Source organism: Parabacteroides faecis (assembly GCF_014647375.1).
In the GTDB taxonomy this organism is placed as follows: Bacteria; Bacteroidota; Bacteroidia; order Bacteroidales; family Tannerellaceae; genus Parabacteroides; species Parabacteroides faecis.
Window position 1 is genome coordinate 127,097 of the sequence record NZ_BMPB01000009.1, and the last position, 24,986, is coordinate 152,082.

Below are 24,986 nucleotides of genomic sequence, written 5' to 3' on the forward strand. Positions count from 1 at the left end.
CCTGGAAAACTTTTGTTTATTCAGTACGAAACTAAAGTTTCCCAGGCAAGAAACTTTAGTTTCCTCCTATAGAAACTTTTTATTCGTCCTTATCCCTTTCTCTATTGAAAAGCAGAATGGCATATAAAGTGGTAGATAACAATAAATATTGTAGATATATTATCATCTACAACCACTGTATAAGAAGCTTGTTTACAAGGAGTCTATGACATGATTGTAGATGTTGTAGATAGTATAAACTATTTAAATTTCGTTTTTTTGAGCTTTAAAGCAGATTAGATAGGCGTTGTTTTTCGATTAATATGATTAGTCTTGCTCTTTATTTCATTAAATAAAAGAAATGTGTACTTTTAGGACTTCATTTATAATCATAAAGGGGAGATAGTTATGAGACGTATTTATTATTTGTTGCTGGTTAGCCTGTGTTGCACCAGTTTGTTTGCAAAAACAAAGAAAGCTGTGTATATAATCATTGACGGAGTTCCTGCCGATCAGATCGAGCGGCTTCATACGCCGGCCATATTCGATATTGCTTCCAGAGGAGCTTATGCGAGGGCTTACACCGGAGGTGAGATAGGCGGATATTCACAGACTGCAACGATCTCAGCCATCGGTTATACCAATCTGCTGACGGCTACCTGGTTTAATAAACATAACGTAGGGGGTAACTCCGACCTGAAACCCAATTATAACTACTGGACTATCTTCCGGATAGCCAAAGAACAACCCAAAGATTACAAAACAGCCATTTATTCCAGCTGGACAGACAATCGTACCGTTTTGATCGGGGAAGGAAAGAAGGAAACAAACTATTTGAAAATAGATTATGTAAAGGACGGTTACGATCTCGATACAATCCGCTTCCCGAAGAAGGAAAAAGATTTGCATATTTTCGATATAGACGAACAAATTTCGAAGGATGCCGCCGAAGGAATCCGTAAAGATGCCCCTGATCTGAGTTGGGTTTATCTGTGGTATACCGACGACGCGGGACATATTGCCGGAAACGGAGCTTTCTTCGATGAATATGTTCGGAAGGCTGACAACCAGGTTGCTCGTATTTGGGAAGCTGTCAAATATCGTGAAGCTAATTTTGATGAAGAATGGATGATCATAGTAACGACCGACCATGGTCGTGGCGAGAATGGTCACGGACACGGAGGGCAATCCGGGCGCGAACGTACTACCTGGATTTCGACCAACGTTCCGGTAAACAACCATTTCAAGGCGGGCGGTCTGGCGATCACGGATATTGCCCCTTCTATCTGCCGTTACATGGGATTCGAGGTGCCGCAATCAGTCCTTTGGGAACAGGATGGCATGCCGTTCATCGGTAAAACGGATATTTACGATTTGCAGACTTTACCTTATGATAATATGGTGGAACTCTCCTGGAAATCTTATTCGGGAAATGTCCCCGTTACGGTTTATGCCGCTGCCGACAATAAATTCAAGGAGGGAGGGAAAGACGAGTGGATAAAAGTCGCAGAGCTTCCTGCCGGAGCGACGGAATATACAGTCGATCTGCAAACATTGCCGTCTTCGAAATTCTATAAGTTCGTTGTGCTGTCTCCCGGAAATCATTTAAACCGCTGGTTACTGAAATAGAAATATAATATAAGTATTATGAAGAAAACTTTATGTGTATCGAGTTTATTGCTTTTGACCGGACAGCCGATGATTGCGCAGGAACGTCCGAATATAATCGTTTTTCTTGTAGATGATATGGGATTGATGGATACCTCTTTGCCTTTCCTTACGGATGCAGAGGGGAATCCGGTCCGTTATCCGTTGAACGATTGGTATCAGACACCTAACATGGAGCGCATGGCCCGTCAGGGAATCCGTTTCTCTACTTTTTATGCACAGAGTGTAAGTTCTCCGTCGCGTGCCTCTATTATGACCGGACAAAACTCGACCCGGCACAGAACAACCAACTGGATCAACTCCGAAAGTAATAACAAAACCCCTTTCGGACCCGAAGAATGGAACTGGGAAGGCCTGTCGAAGAGCGATGTCACTTTGCCCCGTGTCCTGCACGATGCCGGATATAAGACGATCCATGTCGGTAAGGCCCATTTCGGATGCCAGAGCAGTGAAGGTGAAAATCCGCAGAATATCGGTTTCGACGTAAATATCGCAGGCTCTTCGATCGGGCAGCCGGGTAGTTACTATGGTGAGAATGGCTACGGAAATATAAAAGGGAATAAAAGCCGTGCCGTGCCAGGACTGGAGAAATATCACGGTACGGATGTCTTTCTGAGCGAGGCTTTAACTCTGGAGGCTAACGAACAGATCAATAAGGCGGTGGGAGAGGAGAAACCTTTCTTCTTATATATGTCTCATTACGCTGTTCACGGTCCGTTTGAAGCCGACAAACGCTTTGCCGCTCATTACGGTTATACGGGAAAGCCGAAGGTAGCAGCCGATTTCGCCACCTTGATAGAAGGTATGGATAAATCGCTGGGCGATATTATGGATCATCTGGAAGAACTAGGTATAGCAGAAAATACCTTGATCATGTTCCTGGGAGACAATGGTTCTGACGCTCCTCTCGGTGATGATAAAGGATATACCTCTTCTGCTCCTTTACGGGGAAAGAAAGGAACGGAATATGAGGGTGGTGTCCGTGTTCCGTTCATTGCTTGCTGGGGAAAGCCGGATGCACAAAATCCAAATCAAAAGAAATTACCGATAGAAGCAGGCGCGATCCAGCAGCAATTGGGTACGGTCATGGATCTGTTTCCGACCGTTCTGTCTCTTGCCGGAGCTGACAATCCGAAAGGACATACGATCGATGGTGTGGACTTGCGTGTTCAGTTTGAAGGGAAAAAGAACGCTACCCGCTCGGAGAAAGTATTGATGCATTTTCCTCACGAACATCGTGGAAGTTATTTCACCACCTATATCGATGGCGACTGGAAGCTGATTTACTACTATAATCCTGAAAGGCCGGCCGAACCCCGTTACCGTCTATACAACCTGAAGAACGACCCGGGCGAATCGCTCGATCTCTCCCTTCGTGACGGCAACCGGGTAAAAGCGATGGTGAAAGCCATGAGTGCCCAGCTTGAAGCAGAAGGGGCGCTTTATCCGGAAGATGCGGAAGGGAATGTGTTGAAACCATTCTTGCTTTTTTAGATAAAATACTAAGAAAAAGAATCGAAGTATTTGTGGTGTAAATAATTCTCCTTACCTTTGCACCGCAAATTTTAAGTATTAACAAAAATAAAACAGCGTTTTATGAACAATTACGAAACCGTTTTCATTTTGACTCCCGTTTTGTCTGACGCACAGATGAAGGAAGCGGTAGAAAAATTCACGAACCTCCTGAAAGCAGAAGGCGCAGAAATCGTGAACGAAGAAAATTGGGGATTGCGCAAATTAGCTTATCCTATCGACAAGAAAACAACAGGCTTCTATCAGCTGGTTGAATTCAAGGCAAATCCGGAAACTATCGCTACTTTGGAAGTTAACTTCCGTCGTGACGAACGTGTGATCCGCTTCCTGACTTTCCGCCAGGACAAATATGCAGCAGAATATGCAGCTAAGAGAAGAAATCTGAAATCATCTAAAGAAACAGTAAAGGAGAATTAATCATGGCAGCAACTCAATCAGAAATCAGATATTTAACTCCGCCTTCAGTAGACGTTAAGAAAAAGAAATATTGCCGTTTCAAAAAGAACGGTATCAAGTATATCGATTACAAAGATCCTGAATTCCTGAAGAAATTCCTGAACGAACAGGGTAAAATTCTTCCGCGTCGTATCACTGGTACATCTTTGAAGTTCCAGCGTCGTATCGCTCAGGCTGTAAAAAGAGCTCGTCACTTGGCGTTGCTTCCTTACGTAACCGATTTAATGAAATAATAAAAAGAGAGGAGACAGAATATGCAAGTTATTTTGAAAGAAGATGTAATCAATTTAGGTTACAAAGACGATATCGTAACAGTAAAAGACGGTTACGGACGTAACTTTCTAATCCCCCAGGGTAAGGCAGTAATCGCTTCTGAGTCTGCTAAGAAAGTATTAGCTGAAAACCTGAGACAGCGTGCTCACAAATTGGCTAAGATCAAAGAAGATGCTCAGGCATTGGCTGCTAAGTTGGAAGGCGTTGCATTGACTATCGGTGCAAAGACCAGTTCAACAGGTACAATCTTCGGTTCTGTTACAAATATCCAGGTTGCTGAAGCTTTGGCAAAGGCTGGTTTTGAAGTAGAACGTAAGATCATCTATATTAAGGATGCTGTTAAGGAAGTAGGTAACTACAAAGCAATCCTTAAACTTCACAAGGAAGTTTCTGTTGAAATTCCTTTCGAAGTAGTTTCTGAATAATTCAGTAAACGATATAAAGTGAAAAGGGCAGTCCTTCGGGATTTGCCCTTTTTTATTTTCCGTCATTTCTTTTTATAGAATTGATTTGTAGTTTTCATATTATTGGGCTAAATCTGTTTTCTAATATTGGATTCTCTTTGCTGTAAACAAGAGACGACCAATTATTTATAGAAAAAGACTTCGCTTAATCAGCAAAAAAATGCTACATTTGCCCCGAATTTGCATAAAAATACTGTAAAATGGCTAGGATATCTTCTCTATGTATTAATCTGCTGATGGTCTTGTTTTTGACCCAGCCTGTACTTCAGGCGAGGGAGAAAACGTTTACTGTCGTGATTGATGCTGGTCATGGCGGAAAGGACCCGGGAGCGAGAGGTACGGTTATCAATGAAAAAGAAATCAATCTTTCGGTAGCTTTGAAACTGGGAGATAAGATATCTGCGAGCCACGATGATGTAAAAGTTATTTATACCCGCAAGACTGATCGCTTTATTGAGTTGGATGAACGTGCAAATATCGCGAATCGGAATAAGGCGGATCTTTTTATTTCTATCCATACAAATTCAGTTAAAAAGGGTAGTACAGCTCGGGGAACGGAAACATATACGTTGGGTTTGGCTCGTACTGATGAAAATCTGGCGGTGGCTATGCGTGAGAATTCGGCTATATTACTGGAGGATAATTATGAACAAAAGTATGAAGGCTTTGATCCGAATTCTTCTGAATCCTATATTATCTTTGAGTTTATGCAAAATAAGCATATGGAACAAAGTATAGGTTTTGCTTCGGAGATACAAAAGTGTTTTGTGTCTGCTAAACGGGCTGACAGAGGGGTAAGACAGGCTGGCTTTTTGGTTTTAAGGAAAACGAGTATGCCGAGTGTATTGGTAGAACTGGGATATATTTCGAATCGCGATGAGGAACATTTTATGAAATCATCAGATGGACAAAATAAACTGGCAAATGCTTTGTTCGATGCATTTACTCGATATAAAAAAGAATATGACCGAAAGCAAGGAGGAGTATCGGGAGGGAATTCTTCTTCCGGAAGCGTAACGACATCGGTAGAAACTTCTTATTTTGCAGATGAGCAAGTAGAAGAAGGGGTAGCACCCGGTAGCGAACAGGATATTCTAAATAGAAAGAAGAAGTCTTCCGTCTCTTCACAAAAAAGGCAGAGTACAACTACCGCTGCGAGAACAAAATCAGTCACAACAGGTAAAATTGTCTATAAAGTGCAAATTCTTACCTCGGATAAAAAACTTTCTTCGGGGGCAAAAGTGTTTAAAGGATATAAGAATGTGGATTACTTCGTGGAGAAAGGAATCTATAAATATACTTGTGGTGAAACGACTGATTTTGATTCGATCAGGAAGTTGCGCAGGCAGGTAGCTAAAGATTTTAAAGATGCGTTTATCGTAGCTTTTAAAGATGGCAAAAAGGTGAAATATTAAAGAGAAACATATAATTTAAAGGGATGAAAAGTATATTGACCAAAGAGGCAAAGATCGGACTTGTGAGTATAGTCAGTCTGGCATTGCTTTATTTCGGGATTAATTATCTGAAAGGTATAAATTTATTTAAACCGGTAAATCATTATTTTGTCACATTTCATAATGTAAAAGATGTAACAGTCTCTAGTCCTGTTTTCATTGACGGTTTTAAAGTGGGGTTGGTGAGAAGTATTGTTTATGATTATGAGAATACTGATAAAATAACGGTTGAGATCAGTCTTGACGATGAGATGCGGTTGACTTCAGGGAGTTATATAACTATTATAAAGACGCTTTTAAGTGGTGGAGAGCTTCATATTCATCTGAATAAATATGTACAAGACTATTTGAAACCAGGTGCTACAATCGAGGGGCGCATGGAGGAGGATATGATGCAGGCCGTACAGGAAAAGATCTTGCCGGGGGTAGAAGTGCTTTTGCCTAAGCTGGATTCGATATTGGGCGGCTTACAGGCCTTGATCAATCATCCGGCAATATCTCAGTCCCTGGATCATATTGCGAAGACCACAGGGAACCTGGAGGTTTCCACCCGCCAGCTGAATAGTTTGCTGAGTAAAGATGTTCCGGGTATCGTTTCTGACCTGAAAGTAATAACCGGTAATTTTAATGAAGTGAGTTCCGGATTGAAGGAGCTGGATTTGGCCACCACGGTCAATTCGATCAATGCAACTTTGGCGAACCTGCAACTAACTACAAACAAGCTGAATCAGAAGGATAATACATTGGGCTTATTGTTGAATGACAGGAGTTTATATAATAATTTGGATAGTACGATGCTGAATGCTTCCAGGTTGTTGCTGGATCTGAAGCAGAATCCGAAAAGATATGTTCATTTTTCTGTTTTTTGACCAAAAAGATGATTAAAGAGTCTAATCTTATTTAGAAATTTTCCAATTAAGGAAAAATATATATAAACATAATTGTAGGCATGCATAAGGCCTTTAGATAGAGGAAAGTAACTTACTCTATAGGTCCTTTTGCATGGAAAACAGTGGGATAGCGTAGTTAATAAAAGTGCCCCAAAATAAAGGCTTCGTGAATAGATGAGTGTGTAAGTGGCTGTAAATCAGTTTTGTTTTTATAACTACTTGAAAGTAAATGGGATATTAAACATTCAAAAGAACCAAATAATTCGGCACTTTTTTTTTACGAATTAATTTCTAAACTTTGTAGTCGGAAAAATAAAAAAGTATAGTTGGGAGAGTAATAAATCATGCAAACTGAATATCAGACATTGTGGAATAAATGCCTCGCTGTCATAAAAGACATCGTGCCGGAGGCCGCTTTTAACACATGGTTCATGCCGATCGTCCCGTTATCCTACGAGGATAATAAGTTCACGATCCAGGTGCCAAGCCAATTCTTTTATGAATATCTTGAAGAGAAATACGTCAATGTACTGAAAGTTACATTGTATCGTGTGATTGGTCAGGGTACAATACTTAACTACCGTGTGATGGTAGATAAGACAACAGGTGGTACGGTGGATTATCCGGCAGAAAATGGTTCAGTAGCAGTAAAGAAAATAACTCCCAAAGATGCAAATAAGGCTCCTAATCCATTTATTCAAACTGCACCGCAGGATTTAGATCCTCAATTGAATCCCAAGTATAACTTTGATAACTATTTTGAAGGAACCAGTAATAAGTTGGTGCGTACAGCTGGTGAAGCCGTTGCTCAGAATCCCGGAAAAACAACATTTAATCCGCTGTTCATTTTCGGACCGTCTGGCGTTGGAAAGACACATTTGTGTCATGCTATAGGAACCCGTATCCGCGAACTCCATCCGGAAAAGAAGGTGTTATATGTTTCTTCCCACTTGTTTCGTGTACAGTTTACTGATGCGATCCGTAAAAATACGACGAATGACTTCTTGAATTTTTATCAGAATATCGACGTGTTGTTGCTGGATGATATCCAGGAATTGATCGGTATGGATAAGACTCAGAATACATTCTTTCATATATTCAATCACCTCCATCAGTTAGGTAAGCAGTTAATCCTTACTTCGGATAAGGCTCCTGTCGACCTGCAGGGTATGGAAGAGAGATTGATCACCCGTCTGAAATGGGGACTTACTGCTGAGTTAAGTCGTCCGGACCTGGATCTTAGAAAGAAAATCCTAAAGAATAAGATCAACCATGACGGTATCGTTATTCCGGATGAGGTATTTAACTTCATTGCAAATAATGTAACGGAAAATGTTCGTGACCTGGAAGGAATTCTTGTTTCGTTGATGGCAAATGCTGTTATTAATAATAAGGAAATAGATCTGCCTTTGACTAAGCGTGTCGTTAGTCAGGCCGTTCGCTTGGAAAAGAAGCAGCTTTCTGTTCAGATGATCCAGGAGATAGTTTGTAATTACTTCAATTTGGACCAGGCGGTTATTCAGACCCGTTCCAGAAAACGCGAAATAGTACAGGCTCGCCAGATAACGATGTATCTTGCCAAAAAATATACGGATTGTTCGTTCTCCCACATCGGTAAGATTGTCGGAAAGAAAGACCATGCAACTGTACTGCATGCTTGTAAAACGATCAAAGATCAGATGGAAACGAGTAAATCTTTCCGTTCTTCAGTAGAAGAGATCGAAGTGAAGTTGAGAGGCTAATAAATCTCTACATATAAAGATTAAAAAGGATGTTATTTTTATAGCATCCTTTTCTGTTTTGGAAAACATTGAATGTGTTGATGTTTTCTTTTTGGAAAATATTTTCGATGGTGTGAAAAGTTATTTTATTGATAATCATATGGTGTATAAAGAGAAATGGAAAACCTTGAATTCGTTTCGATTTTAGTTGTTGAATAATTTGGTCAATAAATAAAGTATTCTTAAACTTGCACTATTATTAATACAGTATTTATCGTGAACCATAAAACTTACACATTCGATGAAGCATTTAAAGCTTCACTGGAGTACTTTACAGGTGATGAGCTTGCCGCTAAAGTATGGGTAAACAAGTATGCCTTGAAGGATGCATTCGGGAATATTTATGAGGGATCTCCCGTAGATATGCACCATAGGTTAGCTAATGAAATTGCTCGCGTTGAGAAAAAGTATCCTAATCCGTTATCAGAGCAGGAACTTTATGACCTATTTGATCATTTCCGTTACATCGTTCCTCAGGGTAGTCCGATGACGGGAATAGGCAATGATTATCAGATTGCCTCACTCTCTAATTGTTTTGTTATAGGATTGGATGGAGAAGCAGACTCATATGGCGCAATAATCCGTATCGATGAAGAACAGGTTCAGTTAATGAAGCGCCGCGGAGGTGTTGGACATGACTTGTCTCATATCCGTCCGAAAGGCTCTCCTGTAAAGAATTCTGCATTGACATCGACAGGATTGGTGCCGTTTATGGAACGTTATTCCAATTCGACACGTGAGGTTGCACAGGACGGACGTCGTGGTGCGTTAATGTTAAGTGTATCGATCAAACATCCGGACTCGGAGTCTTTCATCGATGCCAAAATGACAGAAGGCAAAGTAACAGGTGCAAATGTATCTGTCAAGATTGATGATGATTTTATGAATGCTGTGGTTAGCGGCAGTCCGTATAAACAACAATACCCGGTCGATTCGAATGATCCGACAACGGTGAAAGAAATTGACGCACCGGCTTTGTGGAAGAAAATCATCCATAACGCATGGAAGTCTGCTGAACCTGGGGTATTATTCTGGGATACAATTCTTCGTGAGTCAGTTCCGGATTCGTATGCAGATCTTGGTTTCCGTACGGTTTCTACAAATCCTTGTGGTGAAATACCTCTCTGTCCGTATGATAGCTGCCGTTTGCTGGCTATCAATCTTTATTCTTATGTTGTGAATCCGTTTACAAAAGATGCTTATTTTGACTATGACCTGTTTAAAAAGCATGTAGAACTGGCACAACGTATTATGGATGATATTATCGATCTGGAATCTGAAAAGATCGAAAAGATCCTGGAAAAGATCGACTCTGATCCGGAATCGATGGAAGTGAAGGAAACTGAACGTCATTTGTGGGAAAAGATCCAGAAGAAGACGTTGCAGGGACGTCGTACAGGTGTGGGTATCACAGCTGAAGGCGATATGATTGCCGCTTTAGGTCTGCGTTACGGAACAGAAGAGGCTACGGAATGTGCAGAGAAGATCCAGAAAACGTTAGCTTTGGCAGCTTACCGTTCATCGGTAATGATGGCGAAAGAGCGTGGAGCTTTCGAAATTTACGATTCAAAACGTGAAGAGAAAAATCCGTTCATAAACCGTCTGCGTGAGGCTGATCCGGAACTGTACGCTGATATGCTGAAATACGGTCGTCGTAACATTGCCTGTCTGACGATTGCTCCGACTGGTACGACCAGTTTGATGACACAGACAACTTCCGGTATCGAACCAGTATTCCTGCCGGTATATAGACGCCGTCGTAAGGTAAATCCGAATGATGCGGAAGCCCGTGTCGATTTTGTGGATGAGACAGGAGACGCATTTGAAGAATATGTAGTATTCCATCATAAGTTTGTTACCTGGATGCAGGCCAACGGTTATTCCGTTATTAAGAAATATACCCAGGAAGAAATTGATGAACTGGTCGCTAAATCACCGTACTATAAAGCTACATCGAATGATGTGGACTGGTTGCAGAAAGTCCGCATGCAGGGACGTATCCAGAAATGGGTGGACCATTCTATCAGTGTAACCATCAACTTGCCGGCTGACGTATCGGAAGAATTGGTAGATTCTCTGTATGTTGAAGCATGGAAGTGCGGCTGTAAAGGTTGTACGGTTTATCGTGACGGTTCACGCTCCGGTGTATTGCTAGCAACCGAAAAGAAGAAGAAAGACGATTGCAACTGTATGGAACCGCCGGTGATCGTCTCAACACGTCCGCGTGAACTGGAAGCCGATGTGGTTAAATTTCAGAATAATCGTGAGAAGTGGATCGCTTTCGTCGGTTTGCTGAACGGTCGTCCGTATGAGATCTTTACCGGGCTTGCAGATGATGATGAAGGTATCATGTTGCCGAAGAATGTTTCTAAGGGAACGATCATCAAGAGCTACGATGAAGATGGAAAGAAACATTACGATTTTCAGTTCAAAAACAAACGTGGTTATAAGATGACCATCGAAGGCCTGGACGGAAAGTTCGATCCTGAGTTCTGGAACTATGCAAAACTGATCTCAGGAGTATTGCGTTACGGTATGCCTATCGACCAGGTTATCAAGCTGGTTCAGGGTATGGAACTGAATAATGAATCGATCAATACCTGGAAGAACGGTGTTGAACGTGCCTTGAAGAAATATCTGCCGAACGGTACGGAGGTAAAAGGACAGATATGTCCGAACTGCGGTCTGGAAACCCTTATCTATCAGGAAGGGTGTCTGATCTGTACAAACTGCGGAGCTTCAAAGTGTGGATAAGTGTAACACTACAAATATTTTTATAGGAATGCGGGGAAAATCCCCGCATTTTTTATACCTTCGTCTCCGGAACTAAATTTGATACACATGAAAGTCACCTTTAATATAAACTTCCATACCGTTTGGGGTCAGAAGTTATGTGTGGTTGGATCTATTCCCGAGCTTGGCTCATGGGAGCCTGCTTTGGCGAAAGAAATGAACTACAAAGGGGATGGAAACTGGCAGCTTGAGCTGGAACTGGAACTTACATCGCCTCAGCAGACCATTGAATATCGCTACTTTTTAAGTATAAACGACAAACAGATATTTGAAGAGTGGGAGAAAAACCATCAGGTAACATTTGAAGGACATGCCAATCATTATACGCTATATGATTACTGGCAGATACGTCCGGCTAATCTGGCCTTTTACTCTTCGGCTTTTACCAAAAGCCTGTTTGCACATCCCTGTAATACATATGAAAGAGTTGTAAAAAGCGGAAAGAAACTGACCATTAAGATATCTGCTCCCCGTGTAGAGAAATCGCAAAGTATTGCCATTACCGGGAATCAGGAATGTCTGGGAAACTGGCATCCGGATAAAGCGTTGATACTTAGTTGCGATACATTCCCCGACTGGCACATCGACCTGGATGCGAATGACATCACTTATCCGTTGGAATATAAATTCCTGGTATATGACAATGATAAACATCAACCTTTATACTGGGAGGAAGATGAGAACCGGAAGCTCGACTTACCTTCGCAGGATTTCGGAGAAACGGTAATGATCTCCGGATTGTATTTCCGTGATAATTTACCTTTATGGCGGTGTGCGGGAACAGTTATCCCCGTATTTTCTTTACGTTCCGAACAAGGGTTCGGTGTCGGTGATCTGGGAGACTTGCGGATGCTGGTCGATTGGGCGAAGAAAACCCGCCAGCGTATTATCCAGGTATTGCCTATGAATGATACGACAATGAGTCATACCTGGATGGATTCTTATCCGTATAGTGCCATCTCCGTGTATGCCCTTCATCCGATGTATATCTGTTTGCCGCAGATGGGAGAATTGAAGGATGCAGGCCGTGCCGCTTTTTATAAAACAAAACAAGAGGAACTGAATGCAAAAGACTTCGTCGATTATGAAGTTGCAGTAGGATATAAGCTGGCTTATTGCCGTGAGTTCTTCAGTCAGGAAGGACAGTCTGTTCTGTCGACTCCGGAATATCAGGAGTTTTTCGAACAGAACCAATCCTGGTTGATTCCTTATGCCGCTTACAGCTATCTGCGTGAAAAGTATGGAACATCCGACTTTAACAAATGGGATAAGAATGCGACCTATAACAAATCTCAGATACGTGAATTATGTTCGGAAGATAGCGGAGCATATCCGGAAATATCGTTCTATTATTTTCTGCAATATATACTCCATGTACAATTCAAGTCGGCGTCCGACTATGCCCGTAAAAACGGTATTGTCCTGAAAGGTGATCTTCCGATCGGAGTAAATCGGACCAGTATCGATGCCTGGACGGAGCCGCAGTATTTCAATATGAACGGTCAGGCCGGAGCACCTCCCGACGACTTCTCTGTGGAGGGACAGAACTGGGGATTCCCTACTTATAACTGGAATATCATGGAGAAAGACAATTTCTCCTGGTGGAAGAAACGTTTCCGTAAGTTGAGCGACTATTTCGATTGTTTCCGTATCGACCATATATTAGGTTTCTTCCGTATATGGGAAGTGCCGTTGGATTATATCCAGGGACTTTGCGGTCATTTTAATCCGGCTTTACCTCTTACCGAGGACGAGATAGAACAATATGGTATGGTATTCAACGAAGCCCGGTTTACGACACCGCATATTAACAGGAAGTTCCTGCCCGAACTCTTTGGCGATTTAGCTGAAGAAGTGGAGGGAACCTATCTGGCCCAGTCTTCATCCAATCATTTTGTTTTGAAATCGTTCTGCGATACACAACGAAAGATCGATGCACTATTTGCAGGAAAAACGGATGATGTCTCTTTGCGGATAAAGAACGGCTTGTTTGCCATCGCCAATGAAGTTCTGTTTTTGCGTGATCCGCAGGAAAAGGAAAAGTACCATCCCCGTATTTCCGCCAGTCATTCTTATATGTATAGTGAGTTGAATACTTCCGATAAGTATGCATTCGACCAGTTGTATTGGGATTTCTTCTATCACCGTCATAACGATTTCTGGAAAGCACAGGCATTTAAGCGCCTGACGCCATTGGTTGGAAGTACCAATATGTTGGTGTGCGGTGAGGATTTGGGAATGATACCTGATTCCGTACCCGATGTCATGAACAAACTTCAGATCCTTAGTCTCGAAATAGAACGGATGCCCAAGAGTCCGCAGAGCGAGTTCACCGATATGCATAATCTGCCTTATCATTCCGTTTGTACGACATCGACACATGATATGTCGCCACTCCGGAGCTGGTGGAAAGAAGACCGGGGAAAGATACAACGCTATTATAATAATGTATTGCATTATGAGGGACAGGCGCCGAAAGAATGTTCGTCGGAGATTGCTTCCCGTATTGTGGAAAATCATCTGGCGACAAACTCCATGCTGACCATTATCCCGTTACAGGATTGGTTTGCCATCGACGATACGGTAAAAAGGAAAGATATTGAATCGGAGCGGATCAATGTACCTGCCAATTCCAATCATTATTGGCGTTACCGGATGCATATCCCGTTGGAAAGACTGTTGTCGGAAGATCGGTTTAATGATAAGATTGCAGAATTGATTACTGCTTCAGGAAGAAAATAAGAACAGGATATAACAATAAAAAAGCCCGGTAGTAATTTACTGGGCTTTTGTTTTCTTTGTCGTATCGGGTGACATATTACAAACTCCGTTGAAACGGGCATTCGGTTCTATTTCGAGTGACTGTGCAAACACATCTCCTTTGATATTTGCCGTAGCTTTCAGGACTAATTTTTCACTGACACGTACGGAACCTTCTACTTCGCCCAGGATCTCGGCATTGGAAGAGACAATATTACCGATAACTTGTCCTTTCGGTCCGACAACGATCTTGCCGTTACAACTGATATCGCCTTCTACCTGGCCGTCTAATCTGAAATCGGTTTCTGTAATAATATTACCTTTTACGGTTGTTCCGGTGGCAAGGGTGTTATGTAGGCCACCAGCAGAGTTTTCGTCTTTTTGTTTTATTCCCATCATGATACTTTGTTGCTTGAATCGCAAATATAGACTATTTTTTTGCAGAAAGGTTTACTTTATCTACTTTTACAGATAAAATAACGAAAAATGACAGTACAAATAGAGCTGGAGGCCATGAAATTTTACGCTTACCATGGTGTCGCCCCACAGGAGACACGGGTCGGTAATACGTTTGTGGTGAACCTTGTTTTAACGGCACCTCTTGATAAAGCGGTAGCCGACGATACTCTGGAAGATACGATAAATTATGCCGTTGTCTATGAGGTTGTTAAGAGAGAGATGGCAATTCCATCCAAGCTGATCGAACATGCTGCCGGACGTATCCTGGCGGCATTAAAGGAAACGTTCCCCCAACTTCTTATGATCGAACTGAAACTCTCCAAACTGAATCCCCCTTTTGGCGGAGATGTTTACAGTGCCTCTGTAATTCTTAGAGAGACCTACAGTTAGTTTTTGGAGAACTTTCTCTATCTTTGCATAATTAAAGCACAAATAAACAAAACACCATGGCATTTACCAACAACGTAATGATTGTGCGCCACGGATTGATGGCGAAGTTAGTGAAACTTTGGAAAGAGAATCGTCTCCTGGACGAGATTGACCGTTTGCCCATAGAATTAAGTCCCCGTAAATCGAAAGTGATAGGCCGTTGCTGTGTACATAAGGAGCGTGCTGTCTGGAAATACAAGACACTTCCTCTGCTGGGATTCGATATGCAGGACGAAATAGACGAACTGACTCCGTTGTCTGAATATGCCAAACGAGCACTGTTACGTCCGGAAAACAAGAAGGAAAACCTGATGTGCGTTGTCGATGAGGCATGTTCTTCCTGTGTACAGGTAAACTATGAAATTACAAACCTATGCCGTGGTTGTGTGGCGCGTAGCTGTTATATGAACTGTCCGAAAGACGCCATCCAGTTCAAGAAGAACGGACAGGCACGGATAGACCATGATACCTGTATCAGTTGTGGTAAATGCCATCAGAACTGTCCTTACCATGCCATCGTATATATTCCGATCCCTTGTGAAGAAGTTTGTCCGGTGAAGGCGATCAGTAAGGACGAATATGGCGTGGAGCATATCGACGAATCGAAATGTATCTATTGCGGTAAATGTGTGAATGCCTGTCCTTTCGGTGCCATCTTCGAGATATCGCAGGTGTTTGATGTCTTGCAGCGCCTGCGTAATAAGGAGCAGATGATCGCCATTGTAGCTCCTTCCATCCTGGCACAATTCAGTGCGCCGGTGGAAAATGTATATGGTGCGATCAAGGCGATGGGATTCACGGAGATTGTTGAAGTAGCCCAGGGAGCGATGGAAACGACCCGCCGGGAAGCAGAAGAGTTGAAAGAGAAACTGGAAGAAGGACAACCTTTTATGACGACCAGTTGCTGTCCTTCCTATGTGCAGTTGGCGGAGAAACATATTCCGGATCTGAAGAAATATATCTCTTCTACCGGTTCTCCCATGTATTATACCGCCCGCATCGTCAAAGAGAAATACCCCAATGCCCAGGTTGTCTTTATTGGTCCGTGCGTAGCCAAGCGCAAGGAGGTGAAGATGGACCCGGCAGTCGATTTCACACTGACATTCGAAGAGATTGGTTCTATTCTGGAAGGACTGGATATCAAAGTAGAAGAAGCAAAACCCTTCTCCGTTCTCTATAATTCTGTGCGTGAAGCGCATGGCTTTGCCCAGAGTGGCGGTGTTATCAATGCCGTAAAAGTGTATCTGAAAGAGGAGCAGGTGAACGCCGTACAGGTAGCCAACCTGACGAAAAAGAATGTCGCTCTGCTTCGTGCCTATGCCAAAACAGGCAAAGCCCCGGCACAGTTTATCGAAGTCATGGCTTGCGAAGGTGGTTGTGTAACCGGTCCTTGCATCCATGCGGATAAGGTTACGGGACAGAAACAGCTGATCAAAGAACTTACTAAATTCTAAACAACAATGACAAAGAAAATCTTATTCTCATTTTCATTGGCAGGTGCCTTGTTGCTAACGGCATGCGGGCACCGCGAACTACCGGCAATGGGTGACTATTCCGTGCAGGTATTCCATGACACGCCGGTGAAGTTCACACCGGATCAGTATGCCGGTTATAGTGAGCCGGGACCGGATAGTATCTATCATCTGGTAAACGGACGTATCATTCTGAAGAAGGTCACGTTGCCTGACTATAAGCGCAATGTTTCCGTCAACCTGAAAGTGACGATCGCATCCAACGGTGACCGTTGGGATAAGTCGGGTTCCTGCTTTATCCTGCCGAAAGAGTCAGCGATCAATTTACTGAATATCGCCAAAGGGGAGAAACAATTTCCGGCTGTAGACAGTACGAAGCTGGAAAATATGATTGGTATCGTTTCCGGTGAAGACTATGAACCGACAGTCGAGCTGATGCGTTTTATGACACCGTTCGGGGTGGGCCATTACAGCAGTCCCGACGACTCGTTGAGCAGCAAACGCAAACCGGTTTATATCGACCAGTGGGCTGACAGCGTAAGTTGGGAGCAGAATATCACAGACCTGTATCCTTTGTTTGAAGGAGGTGCTTACGTAGGAGTCTTTATCGATACCTGGACGGCCGAGGGATATATTGCCAGCGTGACAATCGATGTGGACGAGTCGGATATCACTTGTGATGCTTTGACGAAGAGGCATGTAGAACCGTTAATGAATACGGTTTATTATATCGGCCAGTCTTATCCGGATATCTTTGCCCGCAAAGACGTCTCGACCGGTTTTACTATCCCGGAAGGTGCGAAGAACGTCCGCCTGAAATATATCGTAACCGGGCATGGCGGTCATAACGGTGGTGACGAGTTTGTCCAGAAGCAGAATGTTATCTCAGTAGATGGAGAGGAAGTTCTGAACTTCATTCCCTGGCGTAACGATTGTGCCTCTTTCCGCCGTTTTAATCCGGCGACAGGTGTTTGGCTGGAGAAACGTCTGGCTTCTTATATCGGCCCTAAAGGGTATGCCGAAAAAGAGGTGGAAGAGCCGGTTGCTTCTTCCGACTTCTCCCGTTCCAACTGGTGTCCGGGTTCCGATGTCGTTCCCGAAGAAGTGGAACTGACGGATATCCAACCGGGCGAACATACCCTGACGGTCAGCATCCCCGAAGCCCAGGAGATAGACGGCAACAAGCTCAACCATTGGCTGGTTTCCGCTTATTTGGTGTGGGATGAATAAACATACGTAGGGGTGGGCAAACCCGCCCCTACATAAACCTATTAAATCATTGTTATTATGGACACCTTACTCCCTTTCGCCCTTTTGTGCTTCACCTCCTTTTTTACACTGACAAACCCGTTGGGCACTATGCCGGTCTTCCTGACCATGACGAACGGAATGAGTGATGACGAACGTAAAACCATTGTCCGCCGTGCAACGATCGTATCGTTTATAACCTTGATGGTCTTTACTTTCTCCGGCCAGTTCCTCTTCACATTCTTCGGTATTTCCACAAATGGTTTCCGTATTGCCGGAGGTATTATTATCTTTACCATCGGATTCGATATGCTGCAGGCACGTTATTCCAAAGCAAAACTGAAAGACGATGAGGTAAAGACCTATGTAAACGACATCTCCGTCACTCCGTTGGCCATCCCTATGTTATGTGGGCCGGGCGCTATTGCCAACGGCATCATGTTGATGGACGATGCAGATACATTGATAAAAAAGATACTGCTTATCAGTGTCATAGCATTGGTTTATTTTATTACCTTCCTGATTCTCCGGGCATCTACCCGGCTGAACAAGTATATGGGTGAGACAGGCAACAACGTGATGATGCGTCTGATGGGCCTTATCCTGATGGTTATTGCTGTGGAATGTTTTGTAAGCGGATTCAAACCCATAATGATTGACATACTACAACAAGCTAATTTATGATAGAAGGAATACAGGTCATCGGTTTTGATGCCGATGACACGCTTTGGGTGAATGAAACTTATTTCCTGGAGACGGAGCAGAAGCTTCGTCTTTTGTTGGCCCCTTATGTGGATGGGGATACCGTATCGGCAGAGTTGTTCAGGACGGAAAGCAGGAACATGCCTCTTTATGGCTACGGTGTGAAAGCTTATATCCTTTCTGTTCTGGAAACGGCGATCCGTATTACGGACGGGACAGTCCCGGCAAACGTATTGGAGCAGATTCTTCTTTTGGGAAAAGAACAGCTGTCCAAACCAGTAGAACTTCTGGACGGAGTGGAGGAGACGTTGAATGCCCTTGTGGGTCGTTATCGCCTTATTGTGGTAACGAAAGGCGACCTGCTCGATCAGGAGCAAAAGTTACGCCGTTCGGGAATCGAACATCTTTTCCATCATGTGGAGATTATGAGCGATAAGACCGGCAGGGAATATCGTTTGTTATTGAAACATCTCGACATACAACCAGAAGAGTTCTTGATGATAGGGAACTCTGTCCGTTCAGATATCCTTCCTCCGTTGGAACTGGGAAGCTATGCCATCCACGTACCTTATCAAACGACCTGGGCGCACGAAAAGGTAGATGAGCCGGTTGTCAGCCCTCGTTTTTTTACCGTTGATTCTTTATGGGATGTGATATCCTTGCTACCCTAAGCCCGCTTGCCGTTAGATCTAATCTTTTTCATTCTTACTATTAATCTTTTTTGTCCGGACTTTTGAGTCTGTAAGGTGTGCTTTGCGTAAATGTAACACTATAGTTTCATAAATGTAAGGATAGCCTTACATTTATGAATTCTGCATCTTACTTTTATAAAGGTTAGGAGAAAAAGACTTAAAGGTTACTATGTCTCCTCTTATTTGTAGTGAGGAAACGGCTAAAGGTCGGTGAACTTCTTTTTCCCTTTCAGGTAGAAAGAGAGAATAAGGCTGTTGCGCATCAGTTCCGGGATAGTAGCCAGTGTTGTTTTAGCAAGGTTCTCTTTCCTTTTGGCAACATAATCCGGCTTCATTTCGAAGAATGCTTTCCGAGCTTCGTATACCGCTTTGGCATTCTGAATGTATCCGCATAGCAGAAATTTGGTGGCCGCAATATAATCCAGAAAGAAACGCGCACGCATCACATGCTTCAGGTCTTTTTCGGAAAGATTCTTGTAAATCATCAGCAGGTTGTTTCGGAAATTGAGGAAGGTCTTCCGGGGACTTTCCACCTGTAAGGTAGCACCTCCAACATGATAAACAACCGATCCGGGTGTACATACCAGTCGATACCCGCGGGAACGCAGGCGCCAGCACATATCGATCTCTTCCTGATGGGCGAAGAAACCTGCATCCAGCCCGCCTATCTCCTTATAAATAGCTGTACGGATGAAAAGACAGGCACCCGTAGCCCAAAGGATATCGGCAGGTGCGTCGTACTGGCCATTATCTTTTTCTACGATATGTAGTACGCGGCCCCGGCAGTAAGGATAGCCGTAAATGTCCATATAACCTCCGGCAGCCCCGGCATATTCGAAATATTCCTTATTACGCTGTGCCCTGATCTTGGGTTGGGCGGCAACTATTGTCGTGTCGGCTTCGAGAGCAGACAATGGAGCATCGAGCCAGCCCGGTGTAACTTCGACATCACTGTTCAGCAGAACGGTATATTCATTGTCTATCTGCTTGATTGCCTGATTGTATCCTTCGGCGAAGCCGTAATTCTTATCGAGCTGAATGATCCGTACGGACGGGAACTTTTCTTTCAGCATAGCAATGGAGGCATCCGTAGAACCGTTGTCGGCAACGACTACTTCAGATAGTTCGGAAGGACTGTAATCGATGACCGACGAAAGGAATTTCTCCATCAGCTTGCAACCGTTCCAGTTCAATATAACAATAGCGACTTTTTTTGAATTACTATGCATCTTCTCGTTTGTATTTCCAACGTTTGTGAGTCCAGAGCCAATAAGCCGGATTACGAAGGATCATCTTCTCCGTCATGCGGGCATACGATTCGGTAATCTCGTTTTCGGCAGTTTGTTTGGCATGGGCTGTCATTAACTTCATTTCAACCGTGTAATATCCGCGCTTCACTTTCTGTACATCGAGGAAGATAACCGGCAGGTCCAGTTTTCGTGCGATACGTTCGGCGCCGTTCAGCATCGGAGTGTCCTGATTCAGGAAGTTTGTCCAGTAATGCAGGTTCGCCTTGCTTGGTGTCTGGTCTGCAATGAAGATCACGATGTTCTTGCTGTTTTCGCGCTTCAGTGTCATCATGTCACGTACCGTATCATTCTTTTTCATACCATACGAACCGAAGCGGGTGCGGAGAAAGATGAACAGGCGGTCGACTGCCTTATTGTTCAGGGGGCGGTAGATTTGCCATAGTCTGGATTCCGTATATACCAGGCTGGAGGCACTGAACCATTCCCAGTTTCCGTAATGTCCCATCAACATCATAACCGTATTTTGTCCTTCCGCCTGTAGCTTGGTTGCGACTTCGGGGTTCTTGATGTGGGCACGGCGTAACACTTCCTCCGGCGATATGTGCGCCAGTTTGATCGTCTCGACAATATAGTCGGAAAAGTGATGATAGAAGGCTTTCTCCAGCCTGCGAAGTTCTATTTTGGACTTTTCGGGAAAGGAAGCTTCCATATTGCGGCGGACTACCCTTATCCTGTAACGGATTACCCTATAGATAAGTACATACAGGATATCTGACAGTACATATAATACCGGCATGGGTAGGAAAGCATGAACTTTGGCCCATGAATAGATCAATCCGTATTGAATTTTATTCCACATATCAGCTGTTTGTTACTAATTCACAATTCAGTGCGGTACGGTCTTCATTCCAGCCGGTCAGTGTTACCCGTCGGGTCTCGTTTACCAGCGAACTGTCGTAAGGTATCTCTACTTTGATATAATTTTCTGTGAAACCATGCATCATGCCTCCTTTACGGGTATGTTCGAACAGAACTTCCGCCTGACTGCCGGTATGGGCATCATAGAAAGCATGTAGTTTCCTGTCGGAAATGTCCAGCAGTTGCTGGCTGCGGGCATGTTTTATTTTCGGGTCTACCGAATGGGCGATCTTCAAAGCCTGTGTTCCCGGACGTTCCGAGTAACTGAACACATGCAGTTGACTGATGTCCAGGCTGTCGATAAAGCTGCGTGCCTCTTCGAACAACTCGTCCGTCTCTCCGCGGGTACCGACAATCACATCCACACCGATAAAGGTGTGCGGCATGATCTCCTTGATCTTCTCGATCTTATGGCGGAAAAGGGCCGTGTCGTAACGGCGGCGCATCAGTTTCAGAACTTCATCGCTTCCGCTTTGCAGGGGAATATGGAAATGAGGGGCAAATCGTTTGCTGGAAGCAACGAAGTCGATCGCTTCGTCTGTGATCAGGTTCGGTTCGATGGAAGAGATGCGGTAACGCACGATGCCCTCCACTTCGTCGAGTGCACGGATCAGGTCGATGAATGTTTCACCGGTCGATTTACCGAAGTCACCGATGTTGACTCCCGTCAGTACAATCTCTTTACCCCCTTTGCGGGCTACTTCCTGTGCCTGTTCCACCATGCTGGCGATAGTACCGTTGCGGCTCCGTCCGCGGGCAAAGGGAATGGTACAGTAAGAACAGAAGTAATCGCATCCGTCCTGCACTTTCAGGAAATGGCGCGTACGATCGTCTGCCGAGCAGGAAGGGGAGAATGTGCGTATATCTTTCGTTTGTGAGGCGATCACTGCACCGCCTTCTTCTTTTTTCTTCAGGTCGTCCAGATACATTAATATATCCAGTTTCTGTTCGGCACCGAGAACCAGGTCGACACCTTCTATATGGGAAACCTCTTCCGGTTTGAGCTGTGCGTAACAACCCGTTACAACGATAAAGGCTCCCGGATGTTGTTTACTGATCCGGCGGATGGCCTGGCGGCATTTCTTGTCGGCAAGCTCTGTCACGGAACAGGTATTAACAACACAGATGTCTGCTTTCTCACCCGCACGGGCTTTGCGTACCCCCTGTTCGGCAAGGACCTTTCCTATCGTAGAGGTCTCTGCGAAGTTGAGCTTGCAGCCCAGGGTATAATAAGCAGCTATTTTGTTTTCAAATACGGTTTTGTCTATCATTGCGATTGAATTATCGCGCAAATGTAGCTAAAATTATTGACATGTAGATTGTTGATGTTTTATCTGGTTACAGCAATGTCGTTATTTATTTAAACTTAGTGAAAGACTTTGTTTTTTATATGATATAGTGAATAGTAAATAGCAATTATATGAATTATTATGAATAACTTTCAGCCAATTTTGTAACAAACTAATATAATGATATAATATGAAAGAGTTATTTTTGAGTTTTAAATATTCCTTTAGCTCAGGTACAGGAGAATTGGAAGGTTATAGATATATTCAAAATGTATTTATTGACATTTATGCTTCAGATATAGAAACCGAAGAAGAAGTGTTAATCGGTAAATCTAGATTAAAATTGATACTAATAAATCAAGCTATTGAAGATCATTTTAGCCTACCGGAACTGTTTGACACAGACCCGGATTTATTTTTTATAGGAGATCAGGTCTTTGATCTGGAAAATGAAAACATTTGTTCTGTTATTCTGGATAAATATCCGGAATGTAGCTTGAGTTTGAATATCGGAGTATTGGATAGGTTGGTACTTATTCCAGAGTATAGGGGATATGGTATTTCTCAGAAAGTAATCAAAGATACGATATTCCATTTTATGACAGCTTGTGGTTTGTTTGTTATTCATCCTTTCCCTTTACAATTTGAAGGAGAACATTGTATGGGAGAAGATACTTGGGAAGACAAGAACTGGTATAAAGGGCTAGAAACCAATGAAAAGAAAGCATTCAAACAATTGACGGCTTTTTATCAAAAGCTTGGATTTGAGCAAATTAAAGGTGTTGAAGGTCTATTGTTTTATTGTCCTTTCTATAAAAATAAGAAATTGGATAAGGTAGATTTGAGTGAATTAACTGTTATTCCAGATTAGCACGTATAAGGAGAATATATTTAGAATGGCATGTAGATTGGGCAGATATGGATGCCCTCTGCATGCCATTTTACATACTTCATATTAGGGTTCAACCAGAATTATTATCGGAGTTTTCTTTTAGAGAGCAAGATGCCAGACGTAAGAGTCTGGTCAGGGATAAGATTTGTTTCATACAGTGTTTACTTTCTGTGATAAGGTAAATATATCAATAATGATTGTTAAAGATAAAGTGTGTAATATAAATTAAGTTGTTTATTTGATGGCGAGTACGTATATTTCGTACGATTTATTCGTGCAAGTGTGAGGATGTTCGTAATTAAAATGTATAACAAACAGAAAGAAATGAAAAAGTTAAATGCAAGTCTGGTAATGATTCTCCTTTCAATGGCAGGATTCACAGGATGCCAGCAGTCCGGTAGTCAACATGACGATCTTATCACAGTGGATGTCAGTGCCAGTTATCCCGAGAAGGAACTGGTTCTACAGGATTTTATGGATGTGGAATATGTTCCGTTGGAAACAAATGACGAATTTATTACGCAGGGCATTGTGGAAGCCATCGGTAAGAAGGTCATAGTAGTAAGGAATATGCGGGACGGGAATATTTTCGTTTATGACAGGGCGACTGGGAAAGGGATAAAGAAGATAAACCGCTTTGGACAAGGTGCCGAGGAATATTCAGGGATTAACTCTATTATATTGGATGAAGATAACAGTGAAATGTTTGTCTCTGACTATCCCGCACGAAAAATATCGGTGTATGACCTGTCCGGAAATTATAAGAGAAGTTTCAAGTATGCAGATACCGGCTATTATGACGATATCTTCAATTATGATCGTGATCATTTGATTTGTTACAAGAAATATTCGACATCGAAAGAAGATGAACAGGCATGCCATTTGCTTGTTTCCAAGCAAGACGGAAGTGTCACCCGTGAAATCCGAATCCCTTTTAAAGCGTATAAGACACCGGTCATTATGAAAGATGAATTGACGGTTGTGCCTGAGTTTCACCTGATGTTCCCCAATCAGAATAATTGGATACTTGTGAACACCTCGTCCGATACGTTGTACAACTATTTGGCTGATGGCCATATGTATCCTATCATTGCGCGGACTCCCTCCATCAATACCATGGAAACGGAAGTCTTTCTTTTCCCGACCGTTATTACCGATCGTTATTATTTTATGCGGACTATGAAGAAAGAACTTGACTACAAAACGTTTAAAGGATTCCCTGGTACCGATTTGTTCTATGACAAACAGGAAAAGACTCTTTCTCAGTTTACCATGTACAATGGTGATTATTCAAATAAGAGATCGATTTCATTCCTTTTTAAACCCCGCAACTCTGAAATTGCAATCAGCCAGTCTTTGCAGGCTCCTGACCTCGTCGAGGCTTATGAGAAAGGACAGCTGAAAGGCAAATTGAAAGAAATTGCAGCGGGTTTGGATGAGGAAGCCAATCCGGTGATTATGTTGGCAAAGTACAAAAAATAGAATATAAACCGGCAGATGAATGTAGCGGTTAAGGGTTAAACTCTCCCTATCTGTTGTGTATCTGCCGGATAGTCTGTATTTTTGCACGAAATTTAAGCATCT

The 24,986-nt window shown here is 43.1% G+C and carries 21 protein-coding genes; 17 read left to right on the forward strand and 4 right to left on the reverse strand.

Going from position 1 to position 24,986, the window contains the following annotated elements; genetic code table 11:
• Nucleotides 1–387: 387 nt before the first annotated feature.
• From IEY67_RS14550 to IEY67_RS14595, 10 genes are all read left to right on the forward strand, one after another.
• On the forward strand, nucleotides 388–1,608 hold the full coding sequence (locus IEY67_RS14550; RefSeq protein ID WP_183672101.1) for an alkaline phosphatase family protein: 1,221 nt from the start codon (nucleotides 388–390) through the stop codon (nucleotides 1,606–1,608).
• 18 nt (nucleotides 1,609–1,626) lie between these two features.
• Complete coding sequence (locus tag IEY67_RS14555) at nucleotides 1,627–3,141, forward strand: sulfatase (RefSeq protein ID WP_122375016.1); 1,515 nt, start codon at nucleotides 1,627–1,629, stop codon at nucleotides 3,139–3,141.
• 102 nt (nucleotides 3,142–3,243) lie between these two features.
• Nucleotides 3,244–3,597 (forward strand): 30S ribosomal protein S6, encoded by a 354-nt coding sequence (rpsF, locus tag IEY67_RS14560; protein WP_122274690.1) that lies wholly within the window; start codon nucleotides 3,244–3,246, stop codon nucleotides 3,595–3,597.
• Nucleotides 3,598–3,599: 2 nt separating this feature from the next.
• On the forward strand, nucleotides 3,600–3,869 hold the full coding sequence (gene rpsR / locus IEY67_RS14565; protein WP_007654155.1) for a 30S ribosomal protein S18: 270 nt from the start codon (nucleotides 3,600–3,602) through the stop codon (nucleotides 3,867–3,869).
• A 21-nt stretch (nucleotides 3,870–3,890) separates the two neighbouring features.
• Nucleotides 3,891–4,334: a 50S ribosomal protein L9 gene (rplI, locus tag IEY67_RS14570; RefSeq protein ID WP_122362415.1), complete on the forward strand. Its 444-nt coding sequence runs from the start codon at nucleotides 3,891–3,893 to the stop codon at nucleotides 4,332–4,334.
• A gap of 239 nt (nucleotides 4,335–4,573) precedes the next feature.
• Complete coding sequence (locus IEY67_RS14575; protein WP_183672102.1) at nucleotides 4,574–5,788, forward strand: N-acetylmuramoyl-L-alanine amidase family protein; 1,215 nt, start codon at nucleotides 4,574–4,576, stop codon at nucleotides 5,786–5,788.
• A gap of 23 nt (nucleotides 5,789–5,811) precedes the next feature.
• Nucleotides 5,812–6,696, forward strand: a complete 885-nt coding sequence (locus IEY67_RS14580; protein ID WP_122353848.1) for an MlaD family protein — start codon at nucleotides 5,812–5,814, stop codon at nucleotides 6,694–6,696.
• A 365-nt stretch (nucleotides 6,697–7,061) separates the two neighbouring features.
• Nucleotides 7,062–8,459, forward strand: coding sequence for a chromosomal replication initiator protein DnaA (gene dnaA / locus IEY67_RS14585; RefSeq protein ID WP_122353847.1), 1,398 nt, complete (start codon nucleotides 7,062–7,064; stop codon nucleotides 8,457–8,459).
• Between the two features lie 255 nt (nucleotides 8,460–8,714).
• Complete coding sequence (locus tag IEY67_RS14590) at nucleotides 8,715–11,252, forward strand: adenosylcobalamin-dependent ribonucleoside-diphosphate reductase (protein ID WP_183672103.1); 2,538 nt, start codon at nucleotides 8,715–8,717, stop codon at nucleotides 11,250–11,252.
• An 87-nt stretch (nucleotides 11,253–11,339) separates the two neighbouring features.
• Nucleotides 11,340–14,033, forward strand: a complete 2,694-nt coding sequence (locus IEY67_RS14595; RefSeq protein ID WP_183672104.1) for a 4-alpha-glucanotransferase — start codon at nucleotides 11,340–11,342, stop codon at nucleotides 14,031–14,033.
• Between the two features lie 36 nt (nucleotides 14,034–14,069).
• Here IEY67_RS14595 and IEY67_RS14600 read toward each other — a convergent pair whose 3' ends face one another.
• The gene (locus IEY67_RS14600) at nucleotides 14,070–14,450 is read right to left on the reverse strand and encodes a bactofilin family protein (RefSeq protein WP_122353844.1); all 381 of its coding nucleotides are present in this window, start codon (nucleotides 14,448–14,450) and stop codon (nucleotides 14,070–14,072) included.
• A gap of 87 nt (nucleotides 14,451–14,537) precedes the next feature.
• Between IEY67_RS14600 and folB the strand changes: the two genes are divergently transcribed.
• Genes folB through IEY67_RS14625 form a run of 5 tightly spaced genes read left to right on the forward strand, consistent with a single transcriptional unit; the run spans nucleotide 14,538 to nucleotide 19,032 of the window.
• Nucleotides 14,538–14,900, forward strand: coding sequence for a dihydroneopterin aldolase (gene folB, locus IEY67_RS14605; RefSeq protein ID WP_122375020.1), 363 nt, complete (start codon nucleotides 14,538–14,540; stop codon nucleotides 14,898–14,900).
• Nucleotides 14,901–14,956: 56 nt separating this feature from the next.
• Nucleotides 14,957–16,393 carry a monomeric [FeFe] hydrogenase gene (locus tag IEY67_RS14610; protein WP_183672105.1) on the forward strand — a complete coding sequence of 479 codons (1,437 nt, stop codon included), beginning with the start codon at nucleotides 14,957–14,959 and terminating at the stop codon, nucleotides 16,391–16,393.
• Between the two features lie 6 nt (nucleotides 16,394–16,399).
• A complete protein-coding gene (locus IEY67_RS14615; RefSeq protein WP_183672106.1) occupies nucleotides 16,400–17,641 on the forward strand; it encodes a PNGase F N-terminal domain-containing protein in 1,242 nt (413 codons plus the stop codon).
• Between the two features lie 57 nt (nucleotides 17,642–17,698).
• Nucleotides 17,699–18,343 carry a MarC family protein gene (locus tag IEY67_RS14620; protein ID WP_122375023.1) on the forward strand — a complete coding sequence of 215 codons (645 nt, stop codon included), beginning with the start codon at nucleotides 17,699–17,701 and terminating at the stop codon, nucleotides 18,341–18,343.
• Nucleotides 18,343–19,032, forward strand: a complete 690-nt coding sequence (locus tag IEY67_RS14625) for an HAD family hydrolase (RefSeq protein WP_183672183.1) — start codon at nucleotides 18,343–18,345, stop codon at nucleotides 19,030–19,032. The genes IEY67_RS14620 and IEY67_RS14625 overlap by 1 nt, the downstream gene beginning before the upstream one ends.
• 221 nt (nucleotides 19,033–19,253) lie before the next feature.
• Here the strand turns inward: IEY67_RS14625 and IEY67_RS14630 are convergent, their stop codons facing one another.
• From IEY67_RS14630 to mtaB, 3 genes are read right to left on the reverse strand one after another with little or no spacing between them, the layout of a single operon-like run.
• A complete protein-coding gene (locus IEY67_RS14630; protein ID WP_183672107.1) occupies nucleotides 19,254–20,282 on the reverse strand; it encodes a glycosyltransferase family 2 protein in 1,029 nt (342 codons plus the stop codon).
• On the reverse strand, nucleotides 20,275–21,162 hold the full coding sequence (locus IEY67_RS14635; protein ID WP_075558720.1) for a lysophospholipid acyltransferase family protein: 888 nt from the start codon (nucleotides 21,160–21,162) through the stop codon (nucleotides 20,275–20,277). The genes IEY67_RS14630 and IEY67_RS14635 overlap by 8 nt, the downstream gene beginning before the upstream one ends.
• Before the next feature lies 1 nt (nucleotide 21,163).
• Nucleotides 21,164–22,492: a tRNA (N(6)-L-threonylcarbamoyladenosine(37)-C(2))-methylthiotransferase MtaB gene (gene mtaB, locus IEY67_RS14640; RefSeq protein WP_183672108.1), complete on the reverse strand. Its 1,329-nt coding sequence runs from the start codon at nucleotides 22,490–22,492 to the stop codon at nucleotides 21,164–21,166.
• Nucleotides 22,493–22,700: 208 nt separating this feature from the next.
• Here mtaB and IEY67_RS14645 point away from each other — a divergent pair, with 208 nt between their 5' ends.
• Both IEY67_RS14645 and IEY67_RS14650 read left to right on the forward strand, forming a co-directional pair.
• Nucleotides 22,701–23,381: a hypothetical protein gene (locus IEY67_RS14645; RefSeq protein ID WP_183672109.1), complete on the forward strand. Its 681-nt coding sequence runs from the start codon at nucleotides 22,701–22,703 to the stop codon at nucleotides 23,379–23,381.
• A gap of 345 nt (nucleotides 23,382–23,726) precedes the next feature.
• Nucleotides 23,727–24,884: a DUF4934 domain-containing protein gene (locus IEY67_RS14650; RefSeq protein WP_183672110.1), complete on the forward strand. Its 1,158-nt coding sequence runs from the start codon at nucleotides 23,727–23,729 to the stop codon at nucleotides 24,882–24,884.
• Nucleotides 24,885–24,986 lie beyond the last annotated feature (102 nt).